The organism is Crenobacter cavernae (genome assembly GCF_003355495.1).
Classification (GTDB): domain Bacteria; phylum Pseudomonadota; class Gammaproteobacteria; order Burkholderiales; family Chromobacteriaceae; genus Crenobacter; species Crenobacter cavernae.
In genome coordinates this window covers 2122685-2145355 of record NZ_CP031337.1, presented here as the reverse complement: position 1 = coordinate 2145355, position 22671 = coordinate 2122685, and the positions used below count along the sequence as shown (strand labels likewise).

Below are 22671 nucleotides of genomic sequence, written 5' to 3'. Positions count from 1 at the left end.
TCAAAGCGCCGCCGGGAACCCGACGGCGGACGATCGGTAGGCGGGCATTTTACCCGATTTATCGCACTGCAACGCGGGGCGCGCCGTCCGCAAGGCGGCCGACCACGCGCGCGTAGCCGAAGCCGGCGGCGTGAAAGCGCGCGAGCACCGCGTCGGCCGCCTCGGGCGCGACCGCGGCGAGCAAGCCGCCGCTCGTCTGCGCGTCGGCGAGCACGCGGCGCTGCCAGTCCGGCAGATCCGGCGCGAAGTCGACGTGATCGCCGAAGCTCGCGAGGTTGCGCTCGATCGCGCCGGGACCTATGCCTTGGCGGGCCAGCGGCAGCGCCTCTTCGATGACGGGGACCAGGTCGAATTCGATTTCGGCCGCGAGGCCCGCGCCGCGGCAAATTTCCAGCAGATGGCCCAGGAGGCCGAAGCCGGTGACGTCGGTCAGCGCGTGGACCTCGGCCAACGTTCCCAGTTCTGCGCCTACGGTATTCAGTTGCGTGGTCGACGCGATCAGCGCGGCGTAGCCGGCATCGTCGAGGATGCCCTTCTTCATCGCCTGCGCGAGCACGCCGACGCCGAGGCCCTTACCGAGGATCAGCACGTCGCCGGCACGCGCGTCGCTGTTGCGCTTGACCTGTTCGGGGTGGACCAGGCCCATGCCGACGAGGCCGTAGATCGGCTCGGGCGCGTCGATCGAATGGCCGCCGGCGATCGGGATGCCGGCGGCGCGGCACACCGCCTCGCCGCCATCGAGGATCTTGCGGATCGTCTCTACCGGCAGCGTGTTCACCGGCATGCCGACGATGGCCAGCGCCATGATCGGCTTGCCACCCATCGCGTAGATGTCGGACAGCGCGTTGGCCGCGGCGATGCGGCCGAAGTCGAAAGGATCGTCGACGATGGGCATGAAGAAGTCGGTGGTCGCGATCAGCGCCTGGCTGTCGTTGAGCCGGTAGACCGCCGCGTCGTCGCTCGTTTCGGTGCCGACCATCAGGTCGGGGAACACGCCCTTCTCTCGCGCGTCGCCGAGGATGGCCTCGAGCACCGACGGCGCGATTTTGCAGCCGCAACCGCCGCCGTGAGACAATTGCGTCAATTTCACTTCCGACATCGTCGATTCCCCGATTTTCCATGCTTTTCAAGACCGCTAACGTAGCACAGATCGCCCGTTTCGACGAAGTCATCGACGTGCGCTCGCCGGCCGAATATGCCGAGGACCACATCCCCGGCGCGCTCAGCTGCCCGGTGTTTTCCGACGACGAGCGCGCGCGCGTCGGCACGCTGTACAAGCAGGTGTCGCCGTTCGAGGCGCGCAAGGTCGGCGCGGCGATCGTCGCGCGCAATATCGCGCATCATCTGGATACCGTGCTGCACGACAGGCCGAAGAACTGGAAGCCGCTAATCTACTGCTGGCGCGGCGGCCAGAGGAGCGGCGCGATGGTGACCATCCTGTCGCAGATCGGCTGGAGCGCCCACCAGCTCGAGGGCGGCTACAAGGCCTACCGGCGCGACGTGCTCGACACCTTGGCCGAGCTGCCGGCGCGCTACGCCTTCAGGGTGATCTGCGGGCCGACCGGCTCGGGCAAGAGCCGTTTCCTCGACGCGCTCGCCGCGTCCGGCCATCAGGTGCTCGACCTCGAAGGCCTCGCGCGCCACCGCGGCTCGGTGCTCGGCAAGCTGCCGGGCGAGGCGCAGCCGGCGCAGAAGGGCTTCGACTCGCTCTTGCTTGCCGCGCTGAAAACGCTCGACCCGGCGCGCCCGGTCTACATCGAATCAGAGAGCAAGAAGATCGGCTGCGTCAGCCTGCCGGACTCGCTGTACGCGGCGATGCACTCGGCCGACTGCCTGCTCGTCGACGTGCCGCTCACCGAGCGGGTGCGCTTTCTGCTTGAAGACTACGACTTTTACCTCGCCGACCCCGAGCGGCTGGTCAAGCAGCTCGGTTTCCTGAAAGGCCTGCACCCGAACGAGGTGCTGAACGGCTGGGCGGAACTCGCGCGCGCCGGGCGCTTCGCCGAGCTGGTCGAAGAACTGCTGACCCGCCACTACGACCCGCTCTACTGGCGCTCGATGACGCGCCACTACCCCTCCCTCGCGGGCGCGCCGACGCTGCGGCTCGAAAGCCTGGCCGCCGCCGCGCTCGCCGAGGCCGCCGGCGCGCTCGATGCTTAAGGCTCGGCCAACCTTGCAGAGCACCCGATGAGCCCCACCGCAACGCTCGCCTGGCAGGACGGCCAGCCCTATTCCGAAGCCTTCGGCGACGTGTACTTCGCGCGCGCCAGCGGCCTCGCCGAAACCCGCCACGTCTTTCTCGACCACAACCGGCTGCCCGGGCGCTTCGCCGCGCTGGCCGAAGGCGAAGTGTTCACCATCGGCGAGACCGGCTTCGGCACCGGCCTCAACTTCCTCGCCGCGTGGCAATGCTTCGCGGAGTACGCGCCCGAAGGCGCCAGGCTCGCGTTTGCAAGCGTCGAGAAATACCCGCTCGCGCGCGACGACCTGATCCGGGCGCTCGCGCTGTGGCCGGAGTTGGCCGAGCTGTCCGAACAACTGATAAACCAGTACCGCAGCCTGCCGGCAGGCTTTCACCGCTTCGTGTTCGATAAAGGCCGCGTGACCTTGACCTTGATGGTCGGCGACGCGCTCGAGCGCTATCCGGAACTCGACGGCCAAGTCGACGCGTGGTTCCTCGACGGCTTCGCGCCGTCCAGGAACCCCGAGATGTGGCGGCCCGAGCTGTTTGCGCTGATGGCCGAGAAATCGGCGCCAGGCGCGACGTTCTCGACCTTCACCAGCGCCAGCTTCGTGTGCCGCGGCCTCGCCGACGCGGGCTTCGCGGTCGAGAAGGTGCCAGGCTACCGCCACAAGCGCGAGATGAGCCGCGGCGTACTCACGACCCCGTCCGAATCCGCCTGGCGCGCGCCGTGGTACGGCCGCCCGGCCTCGAACTTCAAGGACAAGACCGTCGTCGTCGTCGGCGGCGGCATCGCCGGCGCGTCTACCGCCGCCAGCCTCGCCGCGCGCGGATGGCGCGTGACTTTGCTCGAGAGACACGACGCGCTCGCGCGCGAAGGCTCGGGCAACCCGCAGGGCGTGCTGTACGCGAAGCTGTCGCCGCACTTCACACCGCTGACCTGGCTGTTGCTCGCCGGCATGGGCTACAGCCGGCGCGTGCTGGATCGATATCTCGCCGACGCTTCAGACTGCTGGCAGCCGTGCGGCGTGCTGCAGCTCGCCTTCGACGACGCGGAAACTAAACGCTTGAAAGGCTTGGCCGAGGCCGGTTTCCCACAAGACTTCCTGCGCTTTGTCACCGCCGCCGAGGCGGGCGACATCGCCGGCGTACCGCTCGAACAGGACGGGCTGTTCTTTTCCGAGGCCGGCTGGCTGAATCCGTCGGCGCTGGTCGCCGCGCTCGCGAACCATCCTGACATCACGGTGCGCACCGCCAGCGGCGTGCTCGAACTCGACCACGACGAGGCCAACGGCCTGTGGACCGCGCGTGGCAGCGACGGCACGCTCGCCGTCGGCGAAGCGGTCGTCCTGTGCCAGGCAGCCGATACCGTACGCTTTGCCGCCACCGCCCACCTGCCGCTCAAAGCTATCCGCGGCCAGGTCAGCGAGCTCCCTGAATCCGAAAAAGCCCCTTTGAAGACCGTGCTGTGCGGCGAAGGCTATATCGCGCCGGCGCGCCGTGGCCGGCACACGCTCGGCGCGAGCTTCAACTTCGAGCGCCGCGACACCGAACTGTCGGCCGACGAACACGCGGGCAATCTCGCGATGCTGGCCAAACTATCGCCGGTGCTGTTCGAAGGCTTAGACGCCGGCTCGGCCAACGTCGAGAAGCTCGCCGGCCGCGTCGCGCTGCGCGCGACCACGCCCGACTATCTACCGCTGGTCGGCCCGGTCGCCGACGCGACGAGGTTGGCCGAGGTCTACTCGCCGCTCGCCAATGACGCGACGCAGAAGCTGACCGATCCGGCGCCGTGGCTGCCAGGGCTCTACGTCAACGCCGGCCACGGCGCGCGCGGCATGGTCACCGCGCCGCTGGCCGGCGAAATGATCGCCGGCTATCTGGAAAACGAACCGATGCCGGTGTCGCGCGCGCTGGTCGACGCGCTGTCGCCTAACCGCTTCGCGATCCGCGCGCTGATGCGCGGCAAGAAGGCCGGCAAGACGCGCGACTGACGCGGGCTCGGCCCCGCGAGCCGGCCGATACATTCGAAGGTTGGCCGAGTCCATCCTCCTCGTCTGACGGCCCCGCTCCCGGCTCGGCCGACCCTGCAACGAAAAAAGCCCCGCGGGCAGAGCCGCGGGGCTTTTTGTCTGTGGCTCGGCCAAGGTCAGGCCGGCAGCGCCTCTGCGTGCGGCTCGAGCGACGCGCGGATGTCTTCCGGCACCGGCACCGCCTTGCCGCTCGTGTAGTCGACCCACACCAGCGTCACCTCGCCGGTCGCGTACACGGTGCCCGGGTCGTCGTCGCGGTAGAAGTGGTGGCGCAATTTCAAACTACTTCGGCCGAGCTTTTCGAGCTCGATCGTGATGCGCAAGGTCCCCGGGTAGACCAGTTCCTTGCGAAAGCTGCAGCCGGTCGAAGCCAGCACCGGGCCGGTGCCGGCCGGGTCGATCGAGTAGCCGAACGCCTCCAGCCAGTCGAGGCGGATCTGTTCGAGGTAGCGGAAATAGGTGGTGTTGTTGACGTGGCCGACCGCGTCCATGTCGCCCCAGCGCATGACGATGCGCCCCTCGGCGACCACCGGATAGTGCTTGTCCATAAGAGCCCTCTTCTTCGTGTTGTCAGACGACATGGTAACGCGCGTGAGCGTTTCTTCCCAAGGCCGGACAAACAAAAACCCCGGCCGCAGGGACCGGGGTCGTCGAATGGGCAGGCTTGCCTTACATCACCAGCTTGGCGCCGGTGAACACCATCATGATCGCCAGCATCGGGCGCAGCCATTTTTCGGCCACCTGACGCGTCAGGTGCGAGCCGAGCCAGATGCCGGGCAAGGAACCGATCAAGAGGTTGCCCAACAGGTGGTAGTCCATATTGCCCATGCTGGCGTGGCCGAGGCCGGCGACCAGCGTCAGCGGCACCGCGTGAGCGATCTCGGTGCCGACGAGGCGCGCGGTCGGCAGCAGCGGGTAGAGCGCGAAGATCACCAGCGTGCCGAGCGCGCCGGCACCGATCGAGCTGAGCGTGACCACGAAACCGAGCATGACGCCGACTGCCAGCGTCGGCAGCCTGGGCAGGTGGTCGGCCGGCTTGGGCGTGCGGTTCTTCAGCAGCAGCTTGAGGATGTACGGTTTGAACAGGATCGCCACGGCGGTCAGCATCAGCGCGAAGCCGAGCATGACACGGATCAGCTTGTTGACGGTGGCGGTATCCAGCCCGAGGTTGGACAGGCCCCACACGGTCAGCAACGCCGTCGGCACGCTGCCGGCGGCGAGCCAGCCGGTGATGCGCCAGTCGATATTGCGGTGGCGTTGGTGCACCCAGACCCCACCCGTCTTGGTGATGCAGGCGTACAGGAGGTCGGTCCCGACCGCGGTGGCCGGGTTGATGCCGAAGCCCAACAGGATGGGCGTCATCAAGGAGCCGCCGCCGACGCCGGTCAGACCGACGACGAAACCGACCACCAGGCCTGCCACGATATAAGCCAACTCCACAGACCCGCTCCTCGCACTTTATTGCTTATTGATGATGCGATGCTAACCGATAGCGATATAACGCTTTAGATTGTTTTATTTTTCTTTTATTCCCAAAAAAGATCATCGCAGCGCGCCGCTACCGCAAAAAACGGCATCACTGCACGCCTTTGCTTGATTTTCTGGAAAATGGCACAGGCTATGCCCAGGCTCGGCGAAACGGTTTTCCGCCCGAAGAGACCATGAAAATGGAATAACCATGTGAACGGTAAGCGATAGGCGATTCTAGAAATAAGGACATGGCAATTTGCCGCGACAGGAAGGCCGGCGGCACGGCCTGCCGCAGCGTGGCAATGTCCCCCGCCGGAACAAGACAGGAATCTGCATCAGCAAACGGCTCAAGCCGCTGGCGAAGTTCGCCCGGCACTTTAACCGATGCGCTGCCTACGTCGACCGCAAGAAGCGACAGAAACAAGGCGTCATCAAACACAAAAAGCGGGAGGTTTTTCACCTCCCGCTTTTTGCCGCTGCCGGCCCGAATTCACGCCGACGCCAGCGGGCGCTCAATCGCGATCTTTGTACCAGCCGCGGTGACGGCCATGGTCGTGACGACGATGATGGCGCTTTTTGTACACGTAGCGCGTTTCCTGCTTGCGGCCATAGTCGTGACCGATCGCCGCACCGGCGCCGCCGCCGATCGCGCCGCCGAGAATCGCGCCGTTGCGACCTCCGACCGAATCACCGATCGCCGCACCGGCCGCGCCGCCGAGCGCGCCGCCGATAATGGTCGAGCCGCTGCCGGCGTACGCCGCGCCGGCGGCCAGGGAAAGCATCAGTGCAGCAGGAACAAGGAGGGTACGTTTCATGACGGAAGTTCTCCGCTTTGTTGTCATGGAGCGATCGTATCGCGCCCCGCCGGTTCGGGTTGTAAATAACTATTAGCAATTGTTGAGACGGGTAGCGAACAACACGCCATCTTCGTTTAAAGATCCACTTCATCCATGGCGGCAGGGCAAAAAAAGACAACAGGATATCTTTTGGCATAGCGCGCTGCTGGAGTGCCGCACAAGAACGTCTATATCATTCGTCGCAATGCCTATGCTGAAAGTGATGGCGTAAAAGTAACAAAGCTGCCCGAAGATGCTGGGGCCGGCTTGTTCAAGGCCTCCGCTTCGCGTGATCGGTTCGCGAACGGCCGGGCTCCACATCTATTTCGCCATCGACGAACCAACACCTGCGCGGCCCCAGGCAGGCGGACGCGTGGACGGTTTGAGAGAGGATTGAGCATGATTGGCCGTGACCAAATGCACCGCGATTGGGTCGCCATACTCCGGTCCGCGCACAGCCGCGCCTTGTCTAATACTCCTCTGAAAACAACAGCCGATTGCCGCAACGCGGACGCCCGACGAAAGCGCGAGGCCATCGACTCCGTTTTAGACGCCATTTTCGGCGCGCGGGACGGCCCTCAATGACTCGTCCCTTCGCGTCGACGCATGCCCAAAGCCGCCTCGCGCTTTCATCGGCCACGCTCCCTACCCGCCGCCGAAGGTTTATTTTCCGATGCCCCGCGATAAGACCGGCACGATAGATTGGCCAATCGCTTTGACCGCAACCCATCCCATCAATGGCTGTCAACGCCATGAAAAACCTCCGGACTGCGTATATAGCGGGAAGCCGATCCGGATACAGGCAAGGTCAGACCGAATCGCGGTGCGGGCTTTGCAACGTCGCGACGCATCGACAGCAATCCTCAAAGCCGGCGCCTCAAACGGCCGCCGGCGAGACAACCCGGCCGAGCAGCGCTGACACGGCTTACCTCTATGAAGCAGAGGCCTTGATCAAGGCGAATAGCGAGGGAAATCTGGCGATAGGTCCGGAGACAGGGAAATGAAAAAACCCGCAAACGTTTTGCGTTTGCGGGTTCTCAATAGACTGGCGGAGAGAGGGGGATTCGAACCCCCGTCAGGGTATTACCCTGAACACGCTTTCCAGGCGTGCGACTTCAACCACTCATCCACCTCTCCGTGGCCTGCTTTTTCAGCAGAGGCGCGCAGTATATAAGGGCTTCCGTCGTATTGCAAGCTCGTCATTCGGTCGCGCGATAAGCTCGGTGCGCGAGGCATTCCGCGTGATAGGCGGCGATGCCGGCGCGTTCGTGGTGCAGCCACGCGGCGATCGCACCGGCGAAGCGCGGGTCGGCGATGCGGTGGGTCGAACGCGTGAACACCGGCTCGAAACCGCGCGCGAGCTTGTGTTCGCCCTGCGCGCCGCCTTCGAACACTGCCAGCCCCTCGGCGACCGCCAGCTCAATCCCGGCGTAATAGCACAGCTCGAAGTGCAGGCAGTCGACGTGTTCCAGCGCGCCCCAGTAACGGCCGTATAGCCGCTCCTTGTCGACGAGGAACCAGCTCGCGGCGATCGGTTTGCCATCGCGTTCGGCGACGACCAGCCGTACCGCTTCGGGCAAGGCTCGGCCAAGCTTTTCGAAGAAGGCAAGATTCAGATAGGGATGCGAGCGGTGTTCGCGGTAGGTGTTGCGGTAGCACGCGGCGAAGAACGCCCAGTCGGCACTCGTCGTCGCGTGGCCGCCCTTCACGCGCACCGTAATGCCGGCGTCCATGACACGCCGCCGCTCCTGGCGGATCTTCTTCCGCTTGTCGCGACTCAGTGTATCGAGGAAGTCATCGAAGTCGCGGTAGCCGCGATTGAACCAGTGGAACTGCACGCCGTCGCGCAGCAGCCAGCCGCGCTCGGCCAACGTTTGCGCCTCGTCCTCGGCAGGGAACAGCACGTGTGCCGATGCAATGTCGCCCTCGTCCTGCAATTCTTCCAGCGCCGCGATCAGCGCCACGCGCTGCTTGGCGTCGCCGAGAAAGCGCGGCCCGGCGATCGGCGTGAACGGCGAGGCGACGACCAGCTTCGGGTAGTAGTCGAGACCGGCGCGCTGGTAGGCCTCGGCCCACGCCCAGTCGAACACGTATTCGCCGTAGGAATGGTCTTTCAGATACACCGGGCAGGCGGCGACACCCTCCCCGGTATACAGCGGCATCGGCAGCCAGCCGGTGCCGTCGCCGACCGAGCCGCTGGCCTCCAGCGCCGACAGCCACGCCTTGCCGACGAACAGCCCGCCCGGCGCATCGGGGCTCGGCCAAGCTTCGATGCCCGCCACGCTTTCACCTCTTCTGACCTGCACACGCACTCCTTTGCCTGCAACGCGCTGCGCTGCGGTAAAATCGGCACATTCCCATTGTGTCGATAGCGTTCAAGATGCGACTTGCCCTGGCCCAGTTCAACCCCGTCGTCGGCGATATCGCCGGCAACACCCGCAAAATCCTCGACCTCGCGCACGAGGCGATCGCGGCCGGCGCCGACGTGCTGGTCACGCCCGAGCTCGCGCTGACCGGCTACAGCCCGGAAGACCTGTTGCTGCGCGACCACTTCTACCGCGCGGTGGCGGGCGCGCTCGATGAATTGCTCGAGCTGGACGGCATCACGCTGGTGGTCGGCCACCCGGTCAAGCTCGGCAACGAGCGCTTCAACGCGGCGACCGTGCTGCGCGATGGAAATAGGCTCGGCCAGTACCACAAGATGCTGCTGCCGAACGACGAAGTGTTCGACGAGTGCCGCTACTTCACGCCGGGCGCGTCGCCGCTGGTGTTCGAGCACAAGGGCGTGAAGCTCGGCGTGCTGATCTGCGAGGACGTGTGGTCGGTCGAGCCGGCGTCCGAGGCGCTCGACGTCGGCGCCGAGGCGCTGCTGGTGCTGAACGCGTCGCCGTTCCACCGCAACAAGATCGAGACGCGCCACGATACGGTGCGCTACCGCTGCGAGGAGACCGGCCTGCCGATCGCCTACGTCAACCTCAACGGCGGCCAGGACGAACTGGTGTTCGACGGCGCGTCGTTCGCGATGAACCGCGCGGGCGAAGTCGTCGCGCAGGCCGCGACCTGCGCCGACGAACTGCTCCTCGTCGACTTCGCCGACGGCGACTTCCTGCCGGGCAAGAAGGCGGCGCTGCCCTGTCAAATCGAGAGCGTCTACCAGGCGCTGGTGGCCGGCGTACGCGACTATATCGGCAAGAACGGCTTCCCGGGCGTGCTGCTCGGCCTGTCGGGCGGCGTCGATTCGGCATTGACGATGGCGATCGCCGTCGACGCGTTAGGCGCCGACAAGGTGCACGCGGTGATGATGCCGAGCCGCTATACGGCCGACATCAGCGTCGACGACTCGCGCGACATGGTCGCCCGCCTTAACGTCAAGTACGACGAGATCGAAATCTGGCCGATGTACGAGCAGTTCATGAACGCGCTCGCGTCGAATTTCGACGGCCTGCCGGTCGACGCGACCGAAGAGAACCTGCAGTCGCGCATCCGCGGCGTGCTGTTGATGGCGCTGTCGAACAAGTCCGGCAAGCTGGTACTGACCACCGGCAACAAGTCGGAGATGACCACCGGCTACGCGACGCTGTACGGCGACATGGCCGGCGGCTTCGCGGTGCTCAAGGACGTCGCCAAGACGCTGGTCTACCAGCTGTGCGCGTGGCGCAACGACCAGTCCGAGGTGATTCCGTCAAGAATCATTACCCGGCCGCCTTCCGCGGAACTGCGCCCCGATCAGGTCGACCAAGATAGTCTGCCGCCCTACGATGTGCTCGATGCCATCATGGCGCGCTATGTGGAAGACAACCGCTCCGCCGACGAGATCGTCGCCGAGGGCTTCGCCGAGGCCGACGTGAAGAAGGTGGTGCGGCTCTTGAAGATCAACGAATACAAGCGCCGCCAGGCGCCGGTCGGCCCGCGCATCACGCAGCGCGGTTTCGGCAAGGACTGGCGCTACCCGATCACGAACCGGTTTTCGTGAGCGGCACTGAACAAGGATGCGCATGAAAAAGACCCTGATCGCCCTCGCCCTCGCGCTGCCCGTGTCGGCCCACGCGGCCGCCGTCGCGCAGCTGAAGGCCTTCGTAGCCAGTACCAAGACGCTGTCGGCCGACTTCACGCAGACCGTCACCGGCGGCGGCCGCCAGGAAACCGCGTCGGGCACGCTGGAAATCGCGCGCCCCGGCAAGTTCCGCTGGAGCTACGGCAAGCCGTACCAGCAGCTGATCGTCGGCGACGGCAAGACGCTGTGGCTGTACGACCAGGAGCTCGCGCAGGTGACGAAGAAGTCGCTCGACGCGGCGCTCGGCTCGAGCCCGGCGGCGCTCTTGGCCGGCAACAACGCGATCGAGCGCGACTACACGCTGCGCGAGACCGGCAAGCAAGGCGGGCTCGAGTGGCTGGCCGCGAGCCCGAAGAACAAGGACAGCGGCTTCGCCGAGATCAAGATGGGCTTCGCCGCCAAGCAGCTCAAGCAGATGGAACTGACCGACAGCTTCGGCAACGTCACGCGCATCGCCTTCTCCAAGCTGAAGAAAAACCCGGCGATCGCCGCCAGCCACTTCCGCTTCACGCCGCCGGCCGGCGTCGACGTGATGAACGGCGACTGAGCCCGTGAGCGATCTTTTCCACACCGAACCGAAGAAACCGTTGGCCGAGGCGCTGCGCCCGGCCACCCTGGACGAGGTCGTCGGCCAGCAGCACCTGATCGGCCCGGGCAAACCGCTGCGTCTCGCGGTCGAGGCCGGCGTGCCGCACTCGATGATCCTGTGGGGCCCGCCCGGCGTCGGCAAGACCACGCTGGCGCGCATCCTCGCGCGCAGCTTCGACGCCGAGTTCATCCCGATCTCGGCGGTGTTCTCCGGCGTGAAGGACATCCGCGAAGCGGTCGACCGCGCGCAGGCGGTGTTGGCGCAATCGGGCCGCGCGACCATCCTGTTCGTCGACGAAGTCCACCGCTTCAACAAGGCGCAGCAGGACGCCTTCCTGCCCTACGTCGAATCCGGCCTGTTCACCTTCATCGGCGCGACCACCGAGAACCCGTCGTTTGAAGTCAATTCGGCGCTGTTGTCGCGCGCGCAGGTCTACGTGCTCGACAGCCTCTCCGACGGAGAACTGAAGGCGTTGCTGGCGCGCGCCCGCGCCAAGGGCACCTTGGCCGAGCTCGACTTCGACGACGACGCCATCGACACGCTGACCGGCTACGCCGACGGCGACGCGCGGCGCTTCCTGAACCTGCTCGAACAGACGCGCACCGCCGCGCTCGCGCGCAAGGTTGGCCGAGTGTCGGCCGCCTTCCTCGCCGAAGTGCTGACCGTCAACGCGCGGCGCTTCGACAGGGGCGGCGACGCGTTCTACGACCAGATCTCCGCATTGCACAAATCGGTGCGCGGCTCGAGCCCCGACGGCGCGCTGTACTGGCTCTCCCGCATGCTCGACGGCGGCGCCGACCCGCGCTACATCGCGCGGCGCTTGGTGCGCATGGCGTGGGAAGACATCGGCCTGGCCGACCCGCGCGCGGCGCGCGTGGCGCTCGACGCGGCCGACACCTACGAACGACTCGGCAGCCCGGAGGGGGAACTCGCGCTCGGCCAGGCAGCGATCTACCTCGCGGTGGCGGCCAAGAGCAACGCTTCATACAAAGCGTATAATGAGGCACGCGCCTTCGTTAAACAGGATAAATCGCGGCCGGTGCCGGTGCATCTGCGCAACGCGCCGACCAAGCTGATGAAGGAGCTGGGCTACGGTCACGACTACCGCTACGCCCATAACGAACCCTACGCCTACGCCGCCGGCGAGACCTACCTGCCCGAAGGGCTGGAAGACGTCAGCTGGTACGAACCGACCGATCGCGGTCTCGAAGCGAAAATCGGCGAAAAACTGGCATTTTTGCGCCAACTCGATGAAGAAGCATCGAAAGGGACATGACCACCACAAGTGGCGGATCGAAGCGCGCGCCGCGCGCACGCTGGTCGAGCACCTGAACCGGCACGAACACCCGCCACGCTATCAGCTCGGGCCGCACCGCGAGGCGCCCGACTACAGCCTGCGCGTCATGACCGCGCTGTTCGCCTGGCATTTCGTCGGACTCGAAGTCACCCACCTGTACGCGAGCGAACAGGCGGCGGCCAAGCTCAACGGCTCGGTGCCGCCGCCCGACCGCGGCCAGCCGGCCCCCAGCCGCGACGAAAGGCTGGCGAGGCTGGACCAGTCGATCGCCGACAAGAACGCCAAGTACGCGGCCTACGCGCTCAAACCCTGCTGGCTGTTGATCTGCAACGCCGACGCCGGCATCTCGGGCGCGATGTGGCGCGACTACCTGGCCGGCCGCAATTTTTCGGACAGTCCGTACGCGAAGATCTGGCTGATCGCCGACGGACGCCACCTCATCAACATCAAATAAGCACGGACCCACCATGCTCGACATCCAACTGCTCCGCTCCGACCTCGCCGCCGTGGCCGAACGCCTCGCCAGCCGCGGCTACCCCCTCGACACCGACGCCTTCGCCGCCCTAGAAGGCGAACGCAAGGCGCTGCAGACGCGCATGCAGGAACTGCAGGCGCGTCGCAACGCCAGCTCCAAGCAGATCGGCGAAGCCAAGCGCCGTGGCGAAGACGTGTCGGCGATCATGGCCGAGGTCGCCAGCCTCGGCGACGAACTGAAGGCCGCCGAGATCGCGTTCGAAACGGTGCAGGCCAGGCTGGACGCGTGGCTGTTGACCATCCCGAACCTGCCGCACGAATCGGTGCCCGCCGGCGACGACGAGAGCGGCAACGTCGAAGTGCGCCGCGTCGGCGTGCCGCGTAGCTACGACTTCGAGGTGAAAGACCACGTCGACGTCGGCGCGCCGCTCGGCCTCGACTTCGAGACCGGCGCCAAGCTGTCGGGCGCGCGCTTCACCGTGCTGCGCGGCCGCATCGCCCAGCTGCACCGCGCGCTCGCGCAGTTCATGCTCAACACCCACACCGTCGATCACGGCTATACGGAGATGTACACGCCGTACATCGTCAACGACAGCGCGCTGTTGGGCACCGGCCAACTGCCGAAGTTCGCCGAGGACATGTTCAAGGTCACGCGCGGCGGCGAAGAAGGCACGGTCGACCAGTACCTGATCTCGACGTCGGAAATCACGCTGACCAACACCGTGCGCGAATCGGTGCTCAAGGCCGCCGAGCTGCCGGTGAAGCTGACCGCGCACTCGCCGTGTTTCCGTTCCGAAGCCGGCTCCCACGGCCGCGATACGCGCGGCCTGATCCGCCAGCACCAGTTCGACAAGGTCGAGATGGTGCAGGTCGCGCATCCGGACAAGTCGTTCGCCGCGCTCGAGGAAATGGTCGGCCACGCCGAGGCCATCCTGAAGGCGCTCGAACTGCCGTACCGCGTCGTCACGCTGTGCACCGGCGACATGGGCTTCGGCTCGACCAAGACCTACGACCTCGAGGTATGGCTGCCGGCGCAGAACACCTACCGCGAGATCTCGAGCTGTTCGAACATGGGCGACTTCCAGGCGCGCCGCATGATGGCGCGCTTCAAGGACGAGGACGGCAAAAACCGCTACGTGCACACGCTGAACGGCTCCGGCCTCGCGGTCGGCCGCACGCTGGTCGCCGTGCTGGAGAACTACCAGAACGCCGACGGCTCGGTGACCGTGCCGACCGTGCTGCGCCCCTACCTCGGCGGCCTCGAGGTGTTGAGCGCCTGAGGCACCCTTTCGCACTAAAAAAACCGGGCGCACGCCCGGTTTTTTTGCGCCTTGCCACCGGGCTCGGCCAAGCTTTTTGTCTCCCCGCTGCAAAGCGGACGCACCCCATCTTTCCTTGAGGAAGATCAATGACAGCGCGCGGCGCGTCGGGCTCTATTCTGATCTTATCGCCGGCGCATCAGCCCGGCCGGCCTAGTCGCAACGCAGGAGAACCATGCAATGAACGCCGCCAAGCAGATCCGCAAACTCATCGAGTCGGGCGAAAATCCGGAGCAGGTCGAGGTACTCAAGGAACTCGCCGGTTCGCTCGAACTCGGCCGCACCTTCGACCTGAAGGCGCTGTACGAGATCGACATGCGCTACTTCGACCTCGCCCTCGAGATGTTGCGCGACTGGCGCTTCGACCACCACATCGCGTCGCGCAGCAAATTGCTGGAGCAGTTGCTGATCGAGCGCGCGGTCGCCGCCAGCAAGGAAGATGACGCGGCGCAGAGCGCCGAGCCGATGGAAGGGCAGCGGCCGCGGCCCGGGGACTGAGTCTCGCCTCTGCCCCCAGGCTCGGCCAACGTTCAGCCGGCGTGAGCAGCCAGGTAGGCCTCGAACTCGGCCGCCGGCACCGGACGGCCAAACAGATAACCCTGCGCCGCGTCGCAGCCGAGCCCGGCAAGAAAATCCCGTTGCGTCGGCTCTTCCACGCCCTCGGCGACCACCGCGAGACCGAGGCTCTTGGCGATCGACACGATGGCGGTGGTAATCGCCGCGTCGTCCTTGTCGTGCGACAGGTCGGCGATGAACGAGCGGTCGATCTTCAGCACCTGCACCGGCAGACGCTTCAGATAGGCGAGACTCGAGTAGCCGGTGCCGAAGTCGTCGATCGCCAGCTGCACGCCGAGCGCCCGCAGCTCGCAGAGCATGCCGACCTGGCCGCCGTCGGCGTCGTCCATCGCGATGCTCTCGGTGACCTCCAGCTCCAGATAGGCACTCGCCAAGCCCGCCTCGGCCAGGCTCACGCGCACGGTGTCGACCAGGCCGCCGAGCTTCAGCTGCCGCCCCGACAGGTTCACCGCCATCCGCCCGGCGAACAGGCCGGCGTCGACCCAGCGGCGCGTATCGCGGCAGGCGGTGGCGAGCACCCATTCGCCGATCGCGCCGATCAGCGCGCTCTCTTCGGCGATCGGGATGAAGTCGGCCGGCGACACCAGCCCCAGAGCCGGGTGACGCCAGCGCAACAGCGCTTCGGCGCCGATCGGCGCTCCGGTTTCGAGCGACACCTTGGGCTGGTACCACAGCTCGAATTCGCCCTGCGCCAGCGCGCGGCGCAAGGCGTATTCGAGCTTGAGCCGCTCGATCGCGCGCGCGTTCAGCTCGGCCGTATAGAACTGGAAGGTGTTCTTGCCGCGCTCCTTGGCGCGGTACATCGCGGTGTCGGCGTGCGCCAAGAGCGCCTCGGGCGTCGCGCCGTCGTCCGGGTAGAGGCTGATGCCGATGCTGGCGGTGACGAACACCTCCTCGCCGGCCAGCTCGGTCTCGCAGGCGATCGCGTCGAGCATGCGCTGCGCATGGTGCGCGGCGTCGTCGACGCCCGCGACCGGATCGAGCAGGACGGTGAATTCGTCGCCGGACAGCCGCGCCACGGTCGCGCCTTCCGGCACCGTCCCCCTCAGGGTCTCGGCGATGCGCGTCAGCAACTCGTCCCCGGTGGCGTGGCCGAGCGTGTCGTTGACCAGCTTGAAGCGGTCGAGGTCGATGAAGCACAGCGCCAGCCGTTCGGCCGAGGCGATGGCCTCGGCCAAGCTTTCGAGGAACAGTGTACGGTTCGGCAGGCCGGTCAGCGCGTCGTGGTTGGCGAGAAAGTGCAGCCTCTCCTCGGCCTGCTTGCGCTGCGTGATGTCGGAGAACACCGCGACGTAATGGCCGAGCGCGCCGTCCTCGTCGCGGATCGCGGTGATGCTCAGGTACTCGGTATAGAAGAGCCCGTTCTTCCTCCGGTTGACGACCTCGCCCTGCCACTGGCCGCAGGTCTTCAGCCCATCCCACAGCCGCCGGTAGAAGTCCGGCCCCTGCTTGCCCGACTTCAGGAGCGCCGGCGTCTGGCCGACCGCCTCGTCCGACGCGTAGCCGGTGATGCGCGAGAACGCCGGGTTGACCGACAGGATCGTGCCGTCGCCGTCGGTGATCAGGATGCCTTCGAGCGTCGATTCGAACACCTTGTCGGCCAGCCGCAGGCTCTGGCGCGAGCGCCGCAGTGCTTCGTCGCGCTCTTTCAGCGCGCTTTGCAGTTCGAGCAGGAATTCCTGCTCGATGCCGGCGAGGATGTCGGCGCTGGCGATCTGTTCGATGGGCTGCAACAGGGAGGACATGGCGGGTGCTTCGGCAAGGCTGGAAAGGCCGACAGTATAAGGAGGAAGCGCGCGACGCCGGCATCGCCTCCCGCCTTTTGCCGCGCGCCTTGATCTAACACAAACTTTCGTCGGCCGGCGACCAGGGGACTTCCCTGATAACGATAAAAAAAGGGAGCCCTAGCTAGGCTCCCTTTCGCGACGTTGGCCGAGCTTACACGCGCTCGGCCCACAGGTCGTATTCATCCGAATCGGTGATCCTCACGTCGACGAAGTCGCCGACCTTCAGCCCGGCGTCGTCGCCGAGGTAGACCAGGCCGTCGATCTCGGGCGCGTCGGCGTAGCTGCGGCACACCGCGCCCTTGTCGTCGATCTCGTCGACCAGCACGGTCAGCGTTCGGCCGACCTTGGCGGCCAGCTTGGCCGCGCTGATCTCGGCCTGCAGCTCCATGAAGCGCGCCTTGCGCTCTTCCTTGACTTCGTCCGGCACCGGGTCCGGCAGATCGTTGGCGGTCGCGCCCTCGACCGGCGAATAGGTGAAACAGCCGACGCGGTCGAGCTGTGCTTCCTTGAGGAAGTCCAGCAGCTCCTGGAAATCTTCCTCGGTTTCGCCCGGGAAGCCGACGATGAAGGTCGAACGGATCACCAAGTCCGGGCAGATCGCGCGCCATTTCTTCAGCCGCTCCAGCACGTTGTCGGCGTTGGCCGGGCGCTTCATCGCCTTCAATACCTTCTTGCTGGCGTGCTGGAACGGGATGTCCAGATACGGCAGGATCTTGCCCTCGGCCATCAGCGGGATCACCTCGTCGACGTGCGGGTACGGGTAGACGTAGTGCAGCCGCACCCAGATGCCGAGTTTGCCGAGCTCTTCGCACAGCTCGGTCATGCGGGTCTTCACCGGGCGGCCGTTGTGAAAGCCGGTCTTGTACTTGACGTCGACGCCGTAGGCGCTGGTGTCCTGCGAGATCACCAGCACTTCCTTGACGCCCGACTTGGCCAGGTTCTCGGCCTCGCGCAGCACGTCGTGCACCGGGCGGCTGACCAGGTCGCCACGCATCGACGGGATGATGCAGAAGGTGCAGCGGTGGTTGCAGCCCTCGGAAATCTTCAGGTAGGCGTAGTGCTTGGGCGTCAGCTTGATGCCGGCGGCCGGCACCAGGTCGACAAAGGGATCGTGCGGCTTGGGCAGGTGGGTGTGGATATGGCCCATCACCTCTTCGGCCGCGTGCGGACCGGTAATGGCCAAGACCGACGGGTGGGTTTCCTGGACGATATCGCCCTTGGCGCCCAGACAGCCGGTGACGATCACCTTGCCGTTCTCGTTCAGCGCCTCGCCGATCGCGTCGAGCGACTCGGCGACCGCCGAGTCGATGAAACCACAGGTGTTGACCACCACGAGGTCGGCGCCGTCGTAGCTCGGCGCGATGTCGTAGCCTTCGGCGCGCAATCGGGTGAGGATTTGCTCGGAGTCTACCAAAGCCTTCGGACAGCCAAGACTGACAAATCCGACTTTCGGTGCGGGGTGGGACATGCGTGTATCGAACCTTGAAACGTTATCCGGAAAAAACGAAGACAGCCGGCGGTCGCGATCCGGACCCCCGGCTGTCAAATGCCTGAAATTATAAGAGAAAAGCGCCGCGCGTGTCAGTCGCGTGGCGCTTTATGCGATCAGGGCTTCGCGCCGCCGTCTTCGTCGTCCTTCTCGCCGTAGCCGGGAAAGGGAAAGCCGGTGAACAGCGACTTGGTCTGCTCCTGCATGCGCGTCTGCATCTCGAGAAAGAGGCTGGTGCTCTGCTCCATATAGTTGGCCATCACGTTCTGCATCGCCGGCGCCTGGAACTTCAGGTACTCGCCCCACAGCGAGTTGTTGAACACGCCCTGGTCGCCGTACAGCGTCTGCGTCTGCTCCTGCAACTTTTGCTGCAACTGCGAGAAAAGCTGCAGGTTCTTCTCGAGGAAGGGCCCCATCATGCCCTGCATCGCCTGGCCGTAGAAGCGGATGAACTGGGTCAGCACCTCATAGCTGAACATCGGCATGCCGCCGTTTTCTTCCTCCAGGATGATCTGCAAGAGCACGCTGCGCGAGATGTCGTCCTGGGTCTTGGCGTCGACCACTTGCAGGTCGACATTGTCCAGCACCAGCTGCTTTACATCGCCTAAAGTGATGTAGGAACTGGTAGCCGTGTCGTACAGCCGCCGGTTCGGATACTTCTTGATGACCCGTTTCTCAACACCCATGTAACACTCCCGTTTTATTGTCTTCGGCGTGTGGCGCGCCCAGCGAATTTACCATAAATGCAACATCTTAGAGCAATGCCTCTAGGTAGACCGCAGGAGACGTGCTACATTCATGCCGCATTGTGCAATGCGGCAAAAACCGCATCGACTATAACGACGATCCGCCAGTCATCACCGGAATGAGGGTATGCATATGTTCGCTACGAATGAGCAATTGAGCAAGCTGTCCTTGAGCGGCTTCGAGTCCGCGCTGCGTTTTGCCCAGATCTCCCTGGACAGCGCCGAGCGTCTCGTGAAGCTCAATCTCGAGCTGTCCAAGCAGTCGCTCGAAGGCAATGTGAAAGCCGCCCGCGATCTGGCCGGCGTGTCGGACCCGCAAGAAGTGTTCTCGCGCGTGAACCAGATCGCCAGCCAGTCGGTCGAGCAGGCCGTTTCCGGCTCGCGCAGCGCTTACGAAATCGTTTCGCAGACGCAGAGCGAACTGGCCCAGGTGGTCGAACAAAACGTCGACGCCTTCAACAAGGCACTGATCTCGTCGGTCGAGACCTTCGCCAAGACCCAACAGACCCCGGGCGCCGACGTCGCCGTCGCCGGCCTGAAGAATACCCTCGCCGCCGCCAGCGCCGCGGTGAACACCTTCGCCAAGGCCGCCCAGCAGGCCGGCCAGTTCGCCGACGCGAGCTTCAAGGCGGCCGGTCAGGCCACCAGCGAAGCGGTGAAGGCCACGGCCAAACGCGGCTGAGCGACACCTTCATCCCTGGAAACCACACCCCGCGCGGGGTGTGGTTTTTTTTTCGCCCGGAGTACAATCCGAGCATCGACCCCGAACGGAAACTCCCCAAGCGCATGAAGATCAGCAGCCTGTTTGACGCCGGCAATATCGAAGTCGTCTCGCTCGACCGTTACGACGATATCCAGCTCAAGATCCGCAAGGACAACGGTTCGGATTTCGCGCAATGGTTCTACTTCCGCCTGCAGGGCGCCGCCTACCAACCCTGCACGCTCAAAATCCTGAACGCGCACGAGTGTGCCTACCCGGAAGGCTGGCACGACTACCAGGCGGTCGCCTCGTACGACCGCGTCAGCTGGTTCCGCGTGCAGACCCGCTATGAGGACGATGCTCTCGTCATCGACCACACGCCGCTCGCCGGCAGCGTCTACTACGCCTACTTCGAGCCCTATTCGTATGAGCAGCATCTGAACCTGGTAGGCCAGGCGCAGGGCTCGGGCCTGTGCCAGGTCAGCGATCTGGGCAACACACTCGACGGGCGCGACCTCGAGCTGCTGACGATCGGCCACGAGGTCGAGTCCGACCTCAAGATCTGGGTGATCGCGCGCCAGCACCCGGGCGAGACGATGGCCGAATGGTTCATCGAAGGCTTCCTGTCGCGTCTCCTCGACCCACAGGACGCCACCGCGCGCGCGCTGCTCGACCGCGCCACCTTCTACGTCGTGCCGAACATGAACCCGGACGGTTCGGTGCGTGGTCACCTGCGCACCAACGCGGCGGGCACCAACCTCAACCGCGAATGGCAGACGCCGTCGCTCGAGAAGAGTCCTGAGGTCTATCACGTCGAGCAGAAGATGCGCGAAACTGGCGTCGACCTGTTCCTCGACATCCACGGCGACGAGACCCTCCCCTATGTGTTCCTCGCCGGCAACGAGGGCATCCCGTCGTTCGACGCCAGGTTGGCCGAGCTGCAGCAGCGCTTCCGCCAGCATTTCCTGCTGGCGAGCCCCGACTACCAGACCGAGCATGGCTACGAGATCGACCAGTTCGGCGACGCCAACATGACGCTGGCGACCTCTTGGGTCGGCGAAACCTTCGGCTGCCTCGCGTTCACGCTCGAGATGCCGTTCAAGGACAACGCGAACCTGCCCGACGACGACTACGGCTGGAACGGCCAGCGCAGCCTGCGCCTCGGCGAAGCGATGCTGACGCCGATCTACGGCGTACTCAGCAACCTGCGCTGACCTCGCTCTGCAAGAAACAAAAAACCCCGCCTGAGCGGGGTTTTTTCATGCCGAGGGGGCGAGTCCAAGCTTCACGGCTTGGGCGCATGGTCGAGCGGCCGTATCAGTTCGACCTCGGACAGACACCAGTCGCTGCCCTTCTCCTGCACCTTGGCCAGCGCGATCTGGAAGTGCTTGCCGCGCGCGCTCATCACCAGCTGCTTGCCCAGCGTGTATGCGGCGATCGGCAGGATCAGCGTATTGACGGTACGCCCGCCGCGCTTGAGTGGTGCGAACAGGCCGATCTGACCACCGTGCCAGAGCTGGTCGGTAGGCAGGCTCATGTCGGTCCGGCCGTCGAGCGGCCTGAGCGACGCCGCGACCGGACGCTCGGTCAACGTTTCGATGCCGAGAAAGATGCGCTCGCGCGCGAGGCGACGGATGCGCCGGATGATGCCGAGCGCCCATTCCGACGTTTCCGTCTCGCGGTAACCGACCAGCGCGCCGAGGCTCACCCATTCGTTACCGAGCGCGTCGAGCGAGACGCCGAGCCCGGACTTGCTGACGTTCTCGACGCTCCATTGCGACAGGTCGTGATGCGGCATCGCGACCTCCTCGACCGCCGCACCCGCGGCCGCGAGGCTCAGCCTATCCTTGCGGCGGCTGGTGACAAAACCGTAGATGCGGATATCGGTCATGTCGTTGTAGTGGTTCGGATTGTTCTGCACGCCCTGCATCTGCACCTGCTCGTCGGGCTGGCGGATCAAGCGGTGCAACAGTGGCATGCGGTATGCGACCTCGATGTGACGGTCGGACACCGCGATCCGCTCGGCGCGCTCGAAGCGCACCGGCTTGACCGCCCATTCGCGACAGAGCATGCGCAGCAGCGCCGCGTCGATACCGGGTTCGTGCAGCGGCTTGATCTCCGCCGGCACCTTGCCCGCTTCGAACCTCGCCAGCCAGGCGTGCAGCGTGTCCAGCAGTTCGCCGGTGTTCCAGTAGCGGCCGTGGGCGCTACCGATCGCCGAGGTGCAGCGCGCCGCCGGCCGGCCGGCATCGAGCGCGATCATGAAGCTTGCGTCTTCGCTGAAGTCGCGGCGGATCGCCAGGCGGTTCGACAACAGGCGCAGCACTTCGTAGGTGAAGTGTATCTGGCGTGCGCTCAGGTTGCCGGCCGTCAACAATGACAGCATGTGAACGATCAGGAACTGGTCTTGCGCGGTGGTGCCCGGCTGACCGTCGCCGGTGCCGAACAGGTAAACGGGTATGGTATCGATGCCGTGGCTCTCGCCGAAACGAAACAACTGGTTCACGTTCAGCCAGAACACATCGTCGGGGGAAAAGTGACGGTAGAACTGCCAACGCGCGAACTCGCCGAAGTAATGCATCATCCTCGACAACACCAGCGGCATTAACGAGTACACCCTGAGGCCGTCTTCGGTCTGGAAGTCGAGCGATAGAAAACGCTGGTAGGCTGCAAGGAACTGCTTGCCGTACTGTAGAATCTGGCCGCGCAACTGCCCTTCGAGCGCCCTGGGCATGCGGCTGTTCATCAGGTATTGCTCGCACAGTTGCTCGTGCAGCCCCTGGGTTTCCAGATTCAGCGTCAGCAGTGCTTCGAGCGTGCCCGAGTCGAGCCCTTCTTCCGACGTGTCGTTGAATTCGGCCACCATCGCCGCCACCCGGTCGTGGGCCGCCGCACCGAACTCCTCCTTCTGCGCGTCGACCCAGCGTTTGGCGCTGTCGACGCTCTCCAGCGGATCGTTTTTTTTCCTGGGATGACGCGAGAAGAAATCCAGCATGGCGTTCGGTCTTTTTGTCAGAGGGATAAACGAACAACATGAACCGTCAGGTTGTGCCTGACTGGATTATGGCCGCTACCGCCGTCGGCGCAATGTGTCATCGGCATGAAACTGCAGCATTCCG

General features: G+C 65.1%; 19 protein-coding genes, 1 tRNA gene and 1 pseudogene. 11 read left to right on the top strand and 10 right to left on the bottom strand.

Annotated elements, in window-relative coordinates:
- Positions 1 to 58: 58 nt before the first annotated feature.
- Positions 59 to 1099 carry a selenide, water dikinase SelD gene (selD, locus tag DWG20_RS10430; protein WP_115433751.1) on the bottom strand — a complete coding sequence of 347 codons (1041 nt, stop codon included), beginning with the start codon at positions 1097 to 1099 and terminating at the stop codon, positions 59 to 61.
- A gap of 20 nt (positions 1100 to 1119) precedes the next feature.
- On the opposite strand from selD, the gene mnmH reads away from it, so the two are divergent.
- Together mnmH and mnmC are read left to right on the top strand one after the other, a co-directional pair.
- Positions 1120 to 2160: a tRNA 2-selenouridine(34) synthase MnmH gene (mnmH, locus tag DWG20_RS10425; protein WP_115433750.1), complete on the top strand. Its 1041-nt coding sequence runs from the start codon at positions 1120 to 1122 to the stop codon at positions 2158 to 2160.
- 27 nt (positions 2161 to 2187) lie between these two features.
- On the top strand, positions 2188 to 4176 hold the full coding sequence (gene mnmC / locus DWG20_RS10420; RefSeq protein WP_115433749.1) for a bifunctional tRNA (5-methylaminomethyl-2-thiouridine)(34)-methyltransferase MnmC2/FAD-dependent 5-carboxymethylaminomethyl-2-thiouridine(34) oxidoreductase MnmC1: 1989 nt from the start codon (positions 2188 to 2190) through the stop codon (positions 4174 to 4176).
- Positions 4177 to 4331: 155 nt separating this feature from the next.
- Here mnmC and DWG20_RS10415 read toward each other — a convergent pair whose 3' ends face one another.
- Entirely contained in the window at positions 4332 to 4763 is a 432-nt protein-coding gene (locus tag DWG20_RS10415) for an acyl-CoA thioesterase (RefSeq protein WP_115433748.1), read from the bottom strand.
- A gap of 121 nt (positions 4764 to 4884) precedes the next feature.
- Positions 4885 to 5655 (bottom strand): sulfite exporter TauE/SafE family protein, encoded by a 771-nt coding sequence (locus tag DWG20_RS10410; RefSeq protein WP_115433747.1) that lies wholly within the window; start codon positions 5653 to 5655, stop codon positions 4885 to 4887.
- A gap of 286 nt (positions 5656 to 5941) precedes the next feature.
- On the opposite strand from DWG20_RS10410, the pseudogene DWG20_RS16740 reads away from it, so the two are divergent.
- Positions 5942 to 6097 (top strand): annotated as a pseudogene (locus DWG20_RS16740) (hypothetical protein); the annotation flags it as partial.
- A gap of 100 nt (positions 6098 to 6197) precedes the next feature.
- Here DWG20_RS16740 and DWG20_RS10405 read toward each other — a convergent pair.
- The 3 genes from DWG20_RS10405 to DWG20_RS10395 form a co-directional block, all read right to left on the bottom strand.
- Positions 6198 to 6500 (bottom strand): glycine zipper domain-containing protein, encoded by a 303-nt coding sequence (locus DWG20_RS10405; protein ID WP_115433746.1) that lies wholly within the window; start codon positions 6498 to 6500, stop codon positions 6198 to 6200.
- 1067 nt (positions 6501 to 7567) lie between these two features.
- A tRNA-Ser gene (locus DWG20_RS10400) sits at positions 7568 to 7658 on the bottom strand.
- Positions 7659 to 7720: 62 nt separating this feature from the next.
- A complete protein-coding gene (locus DWG20_RS10395; RefSeq protein WP_245944704.1) occupies positions 7721 to 8803 on the bottom strand; it encodes a GNAT family N-acetyltransferase in 1083 nt (360 codons plus the stop codon).
- A 98-nt stretch (positions 8804 to 8901) separates the two neighbouring features.
- Here DWG20_RS10395 and DWG20_RS10390 point away from each other — a divergent pair, with 98 nt between their 5' ends.
- From DWG20_RS10390 to DWG20_RS10365, 6 genes are all read left to right on the top strand, one after another.
- Complete coding sequence (locus tag DWG20_RS10390; protein ID WP_115433744.1) at positions 8902 to 10494, top strand: NAD+ synthase; 1593 nt, start codon at positions 8902 to 8904, stop codon at positions 10492 to 10494.
- A gap of 22 nt (positions 10495 to 10516) precedes the next feature.
- A complete protein-coding gene (gene lolA / locus DWG20_RS10385; protein ID WP_115433743.1) occupies positions 10517 to 11122 on the top strand; it encodes an outer membrane lipoprotein periplasmic chaperone LolA in 606 nt (201 codons plus the stop codon).
- Between the two features lie 4 nt (positions 11123 to 11126).
- On the top strand, positions 11127 to 12440 hold the full coding sequence (locus DWG20_RS10380; protein ID WP_115433742.1) for a replication-associated recombination protein A: 1314 nt from the start codon (positions 11127 to 11129) through the stop codon (positions 12438 to 12440).
- Positions 12415 to 12915 (top strand): hypothetical protein, encoded by a 501-nt coding sequence (locus DWG20_RS10375; RefSeq protein ID WP_115433741.1) that lies wholly within the window; start codon positions 12415 to 12417, stop codon positions 12913 to 12915. Before DWG20_RS10380 ends, DWG20_RS10375 begins: the two co-directional genes overlap by 26 nt.
- Positions 12916 to 12928: 13 nt before the next feature.
- On the top strand, positions 12929 to 14215 hold the full coding sequence (gene serS, locus DWG20_RS10370; protein WP_115433740.1) for a serine--tRNA ligase: 1287 nt from the start codon (positions 12929 to 12931) through the stop codon (positions 14213 to 14215).
- Positions 14216 to 14434: 219 nt separating this feature from the next.
- Positions 14435 to 14752: a hypothetical protein gene (locus tag DWG20_RS10365; RefSeq protein WP_245944703.1), complete on the top strand. Its 318-nt coding sequence runs from the start codon at positions 14435 to 14437 to the stop codon at positions 14750 to 14752.
- A gap of 32 nt (positions 14753 to 14784) precedes the next feature.
- Here the strand turns inward: DWG20_RS10365 and DWG20_RS10360 are convergent, their stop codons facing one another.
- From DWG20_RS10360 to phaR, 3 genes are all read right to left on the bottom strand, one after another.
- A complete protein-coding gene (locus DWG20_RS10360; protein WP_115433739.1) occupies positions 14785 to 16575 on the bottom strand; it encodes a putative bifunctional diguanylate cyclase/phosphodiesterase in 1791 nt (596 codons plus the stop codon).
- Between the two features lie 193 nt (positions 16576 to 16768).
- Positions 16769 to 18085: a 30S ribosomal protein S12 methylthiotransferase RimO gene (gene rimO, locus DWG20_RS10355; protein WP_115433738.1), complete on the bottom strand. Its 1317-nt coding sequence runs from the start codon at positions 18083 to 18085 to the stop codon at positions 16769 to 16771.
- A 137-nt stretch (positions 18086 to 18222) separates the two neighbouring features.
- Positions 18223 to 18792, bottom strand: a complete 570-nt coding sequence (phaR, locus tag DWG20_RS10350; RefSeq protein WP_115433737.1) for a polyhydroxyalkanoate synthesis repressor PhaR — start codon at positions 18790 to 18792, stop codon at positions 18223 to 18225.
- A 193-nt stretch (positions 18793 to 18985) separates the two neighbouring features.
- Between phaR and DWG20_RS10345 the strand changes: the two genes are divergently transcribed.
- Together DWG20_RS10345 and DWG20_RS10340 are read left to right on the top strand one after the other, a co-directional pair.
- The gene (locus tag DWG20_RS10345; protein WP_115433736.1) at positions 18986 to 19534 is read left to right on the top strand and encodes a phasin family protein; all 549 of its coding nucleotides are present in this window, start codon (positions 18986 to 18988) and stop codon (positions 19532 to 19534) included.
- A 104-nt stretch (positions 19535 to 19638) separates the two neighbouring features.
- A complete protein-coding gene (locus tag DWG20_RS10340; RefSeq protein ID WP_115433735.1) occupies positions 19639 to 20766 on the top strand; it encodes a M14 family metallopeptidase in 1128 nt (375 codons plus the stop codon).
- 71 nt (positions 20767 to 20837) lie between these two features.
- Here the strand turns inward: DWG20_RS10340 and DWG20_RS10335 are convergent, their stop codons facing one another.
- A complete protein-coding gene (locus DWG20_RS10335; RefSeq protein ID WP_115433734.1) occupies positions 20838 to 22547 on the bottom strand; it encodes a hypothetical protein in 1710 nt (569 codons plus the stop codon).
- Between the last annotated feature and the right edge of the window lie 124 nt (positions 22548 to 22671).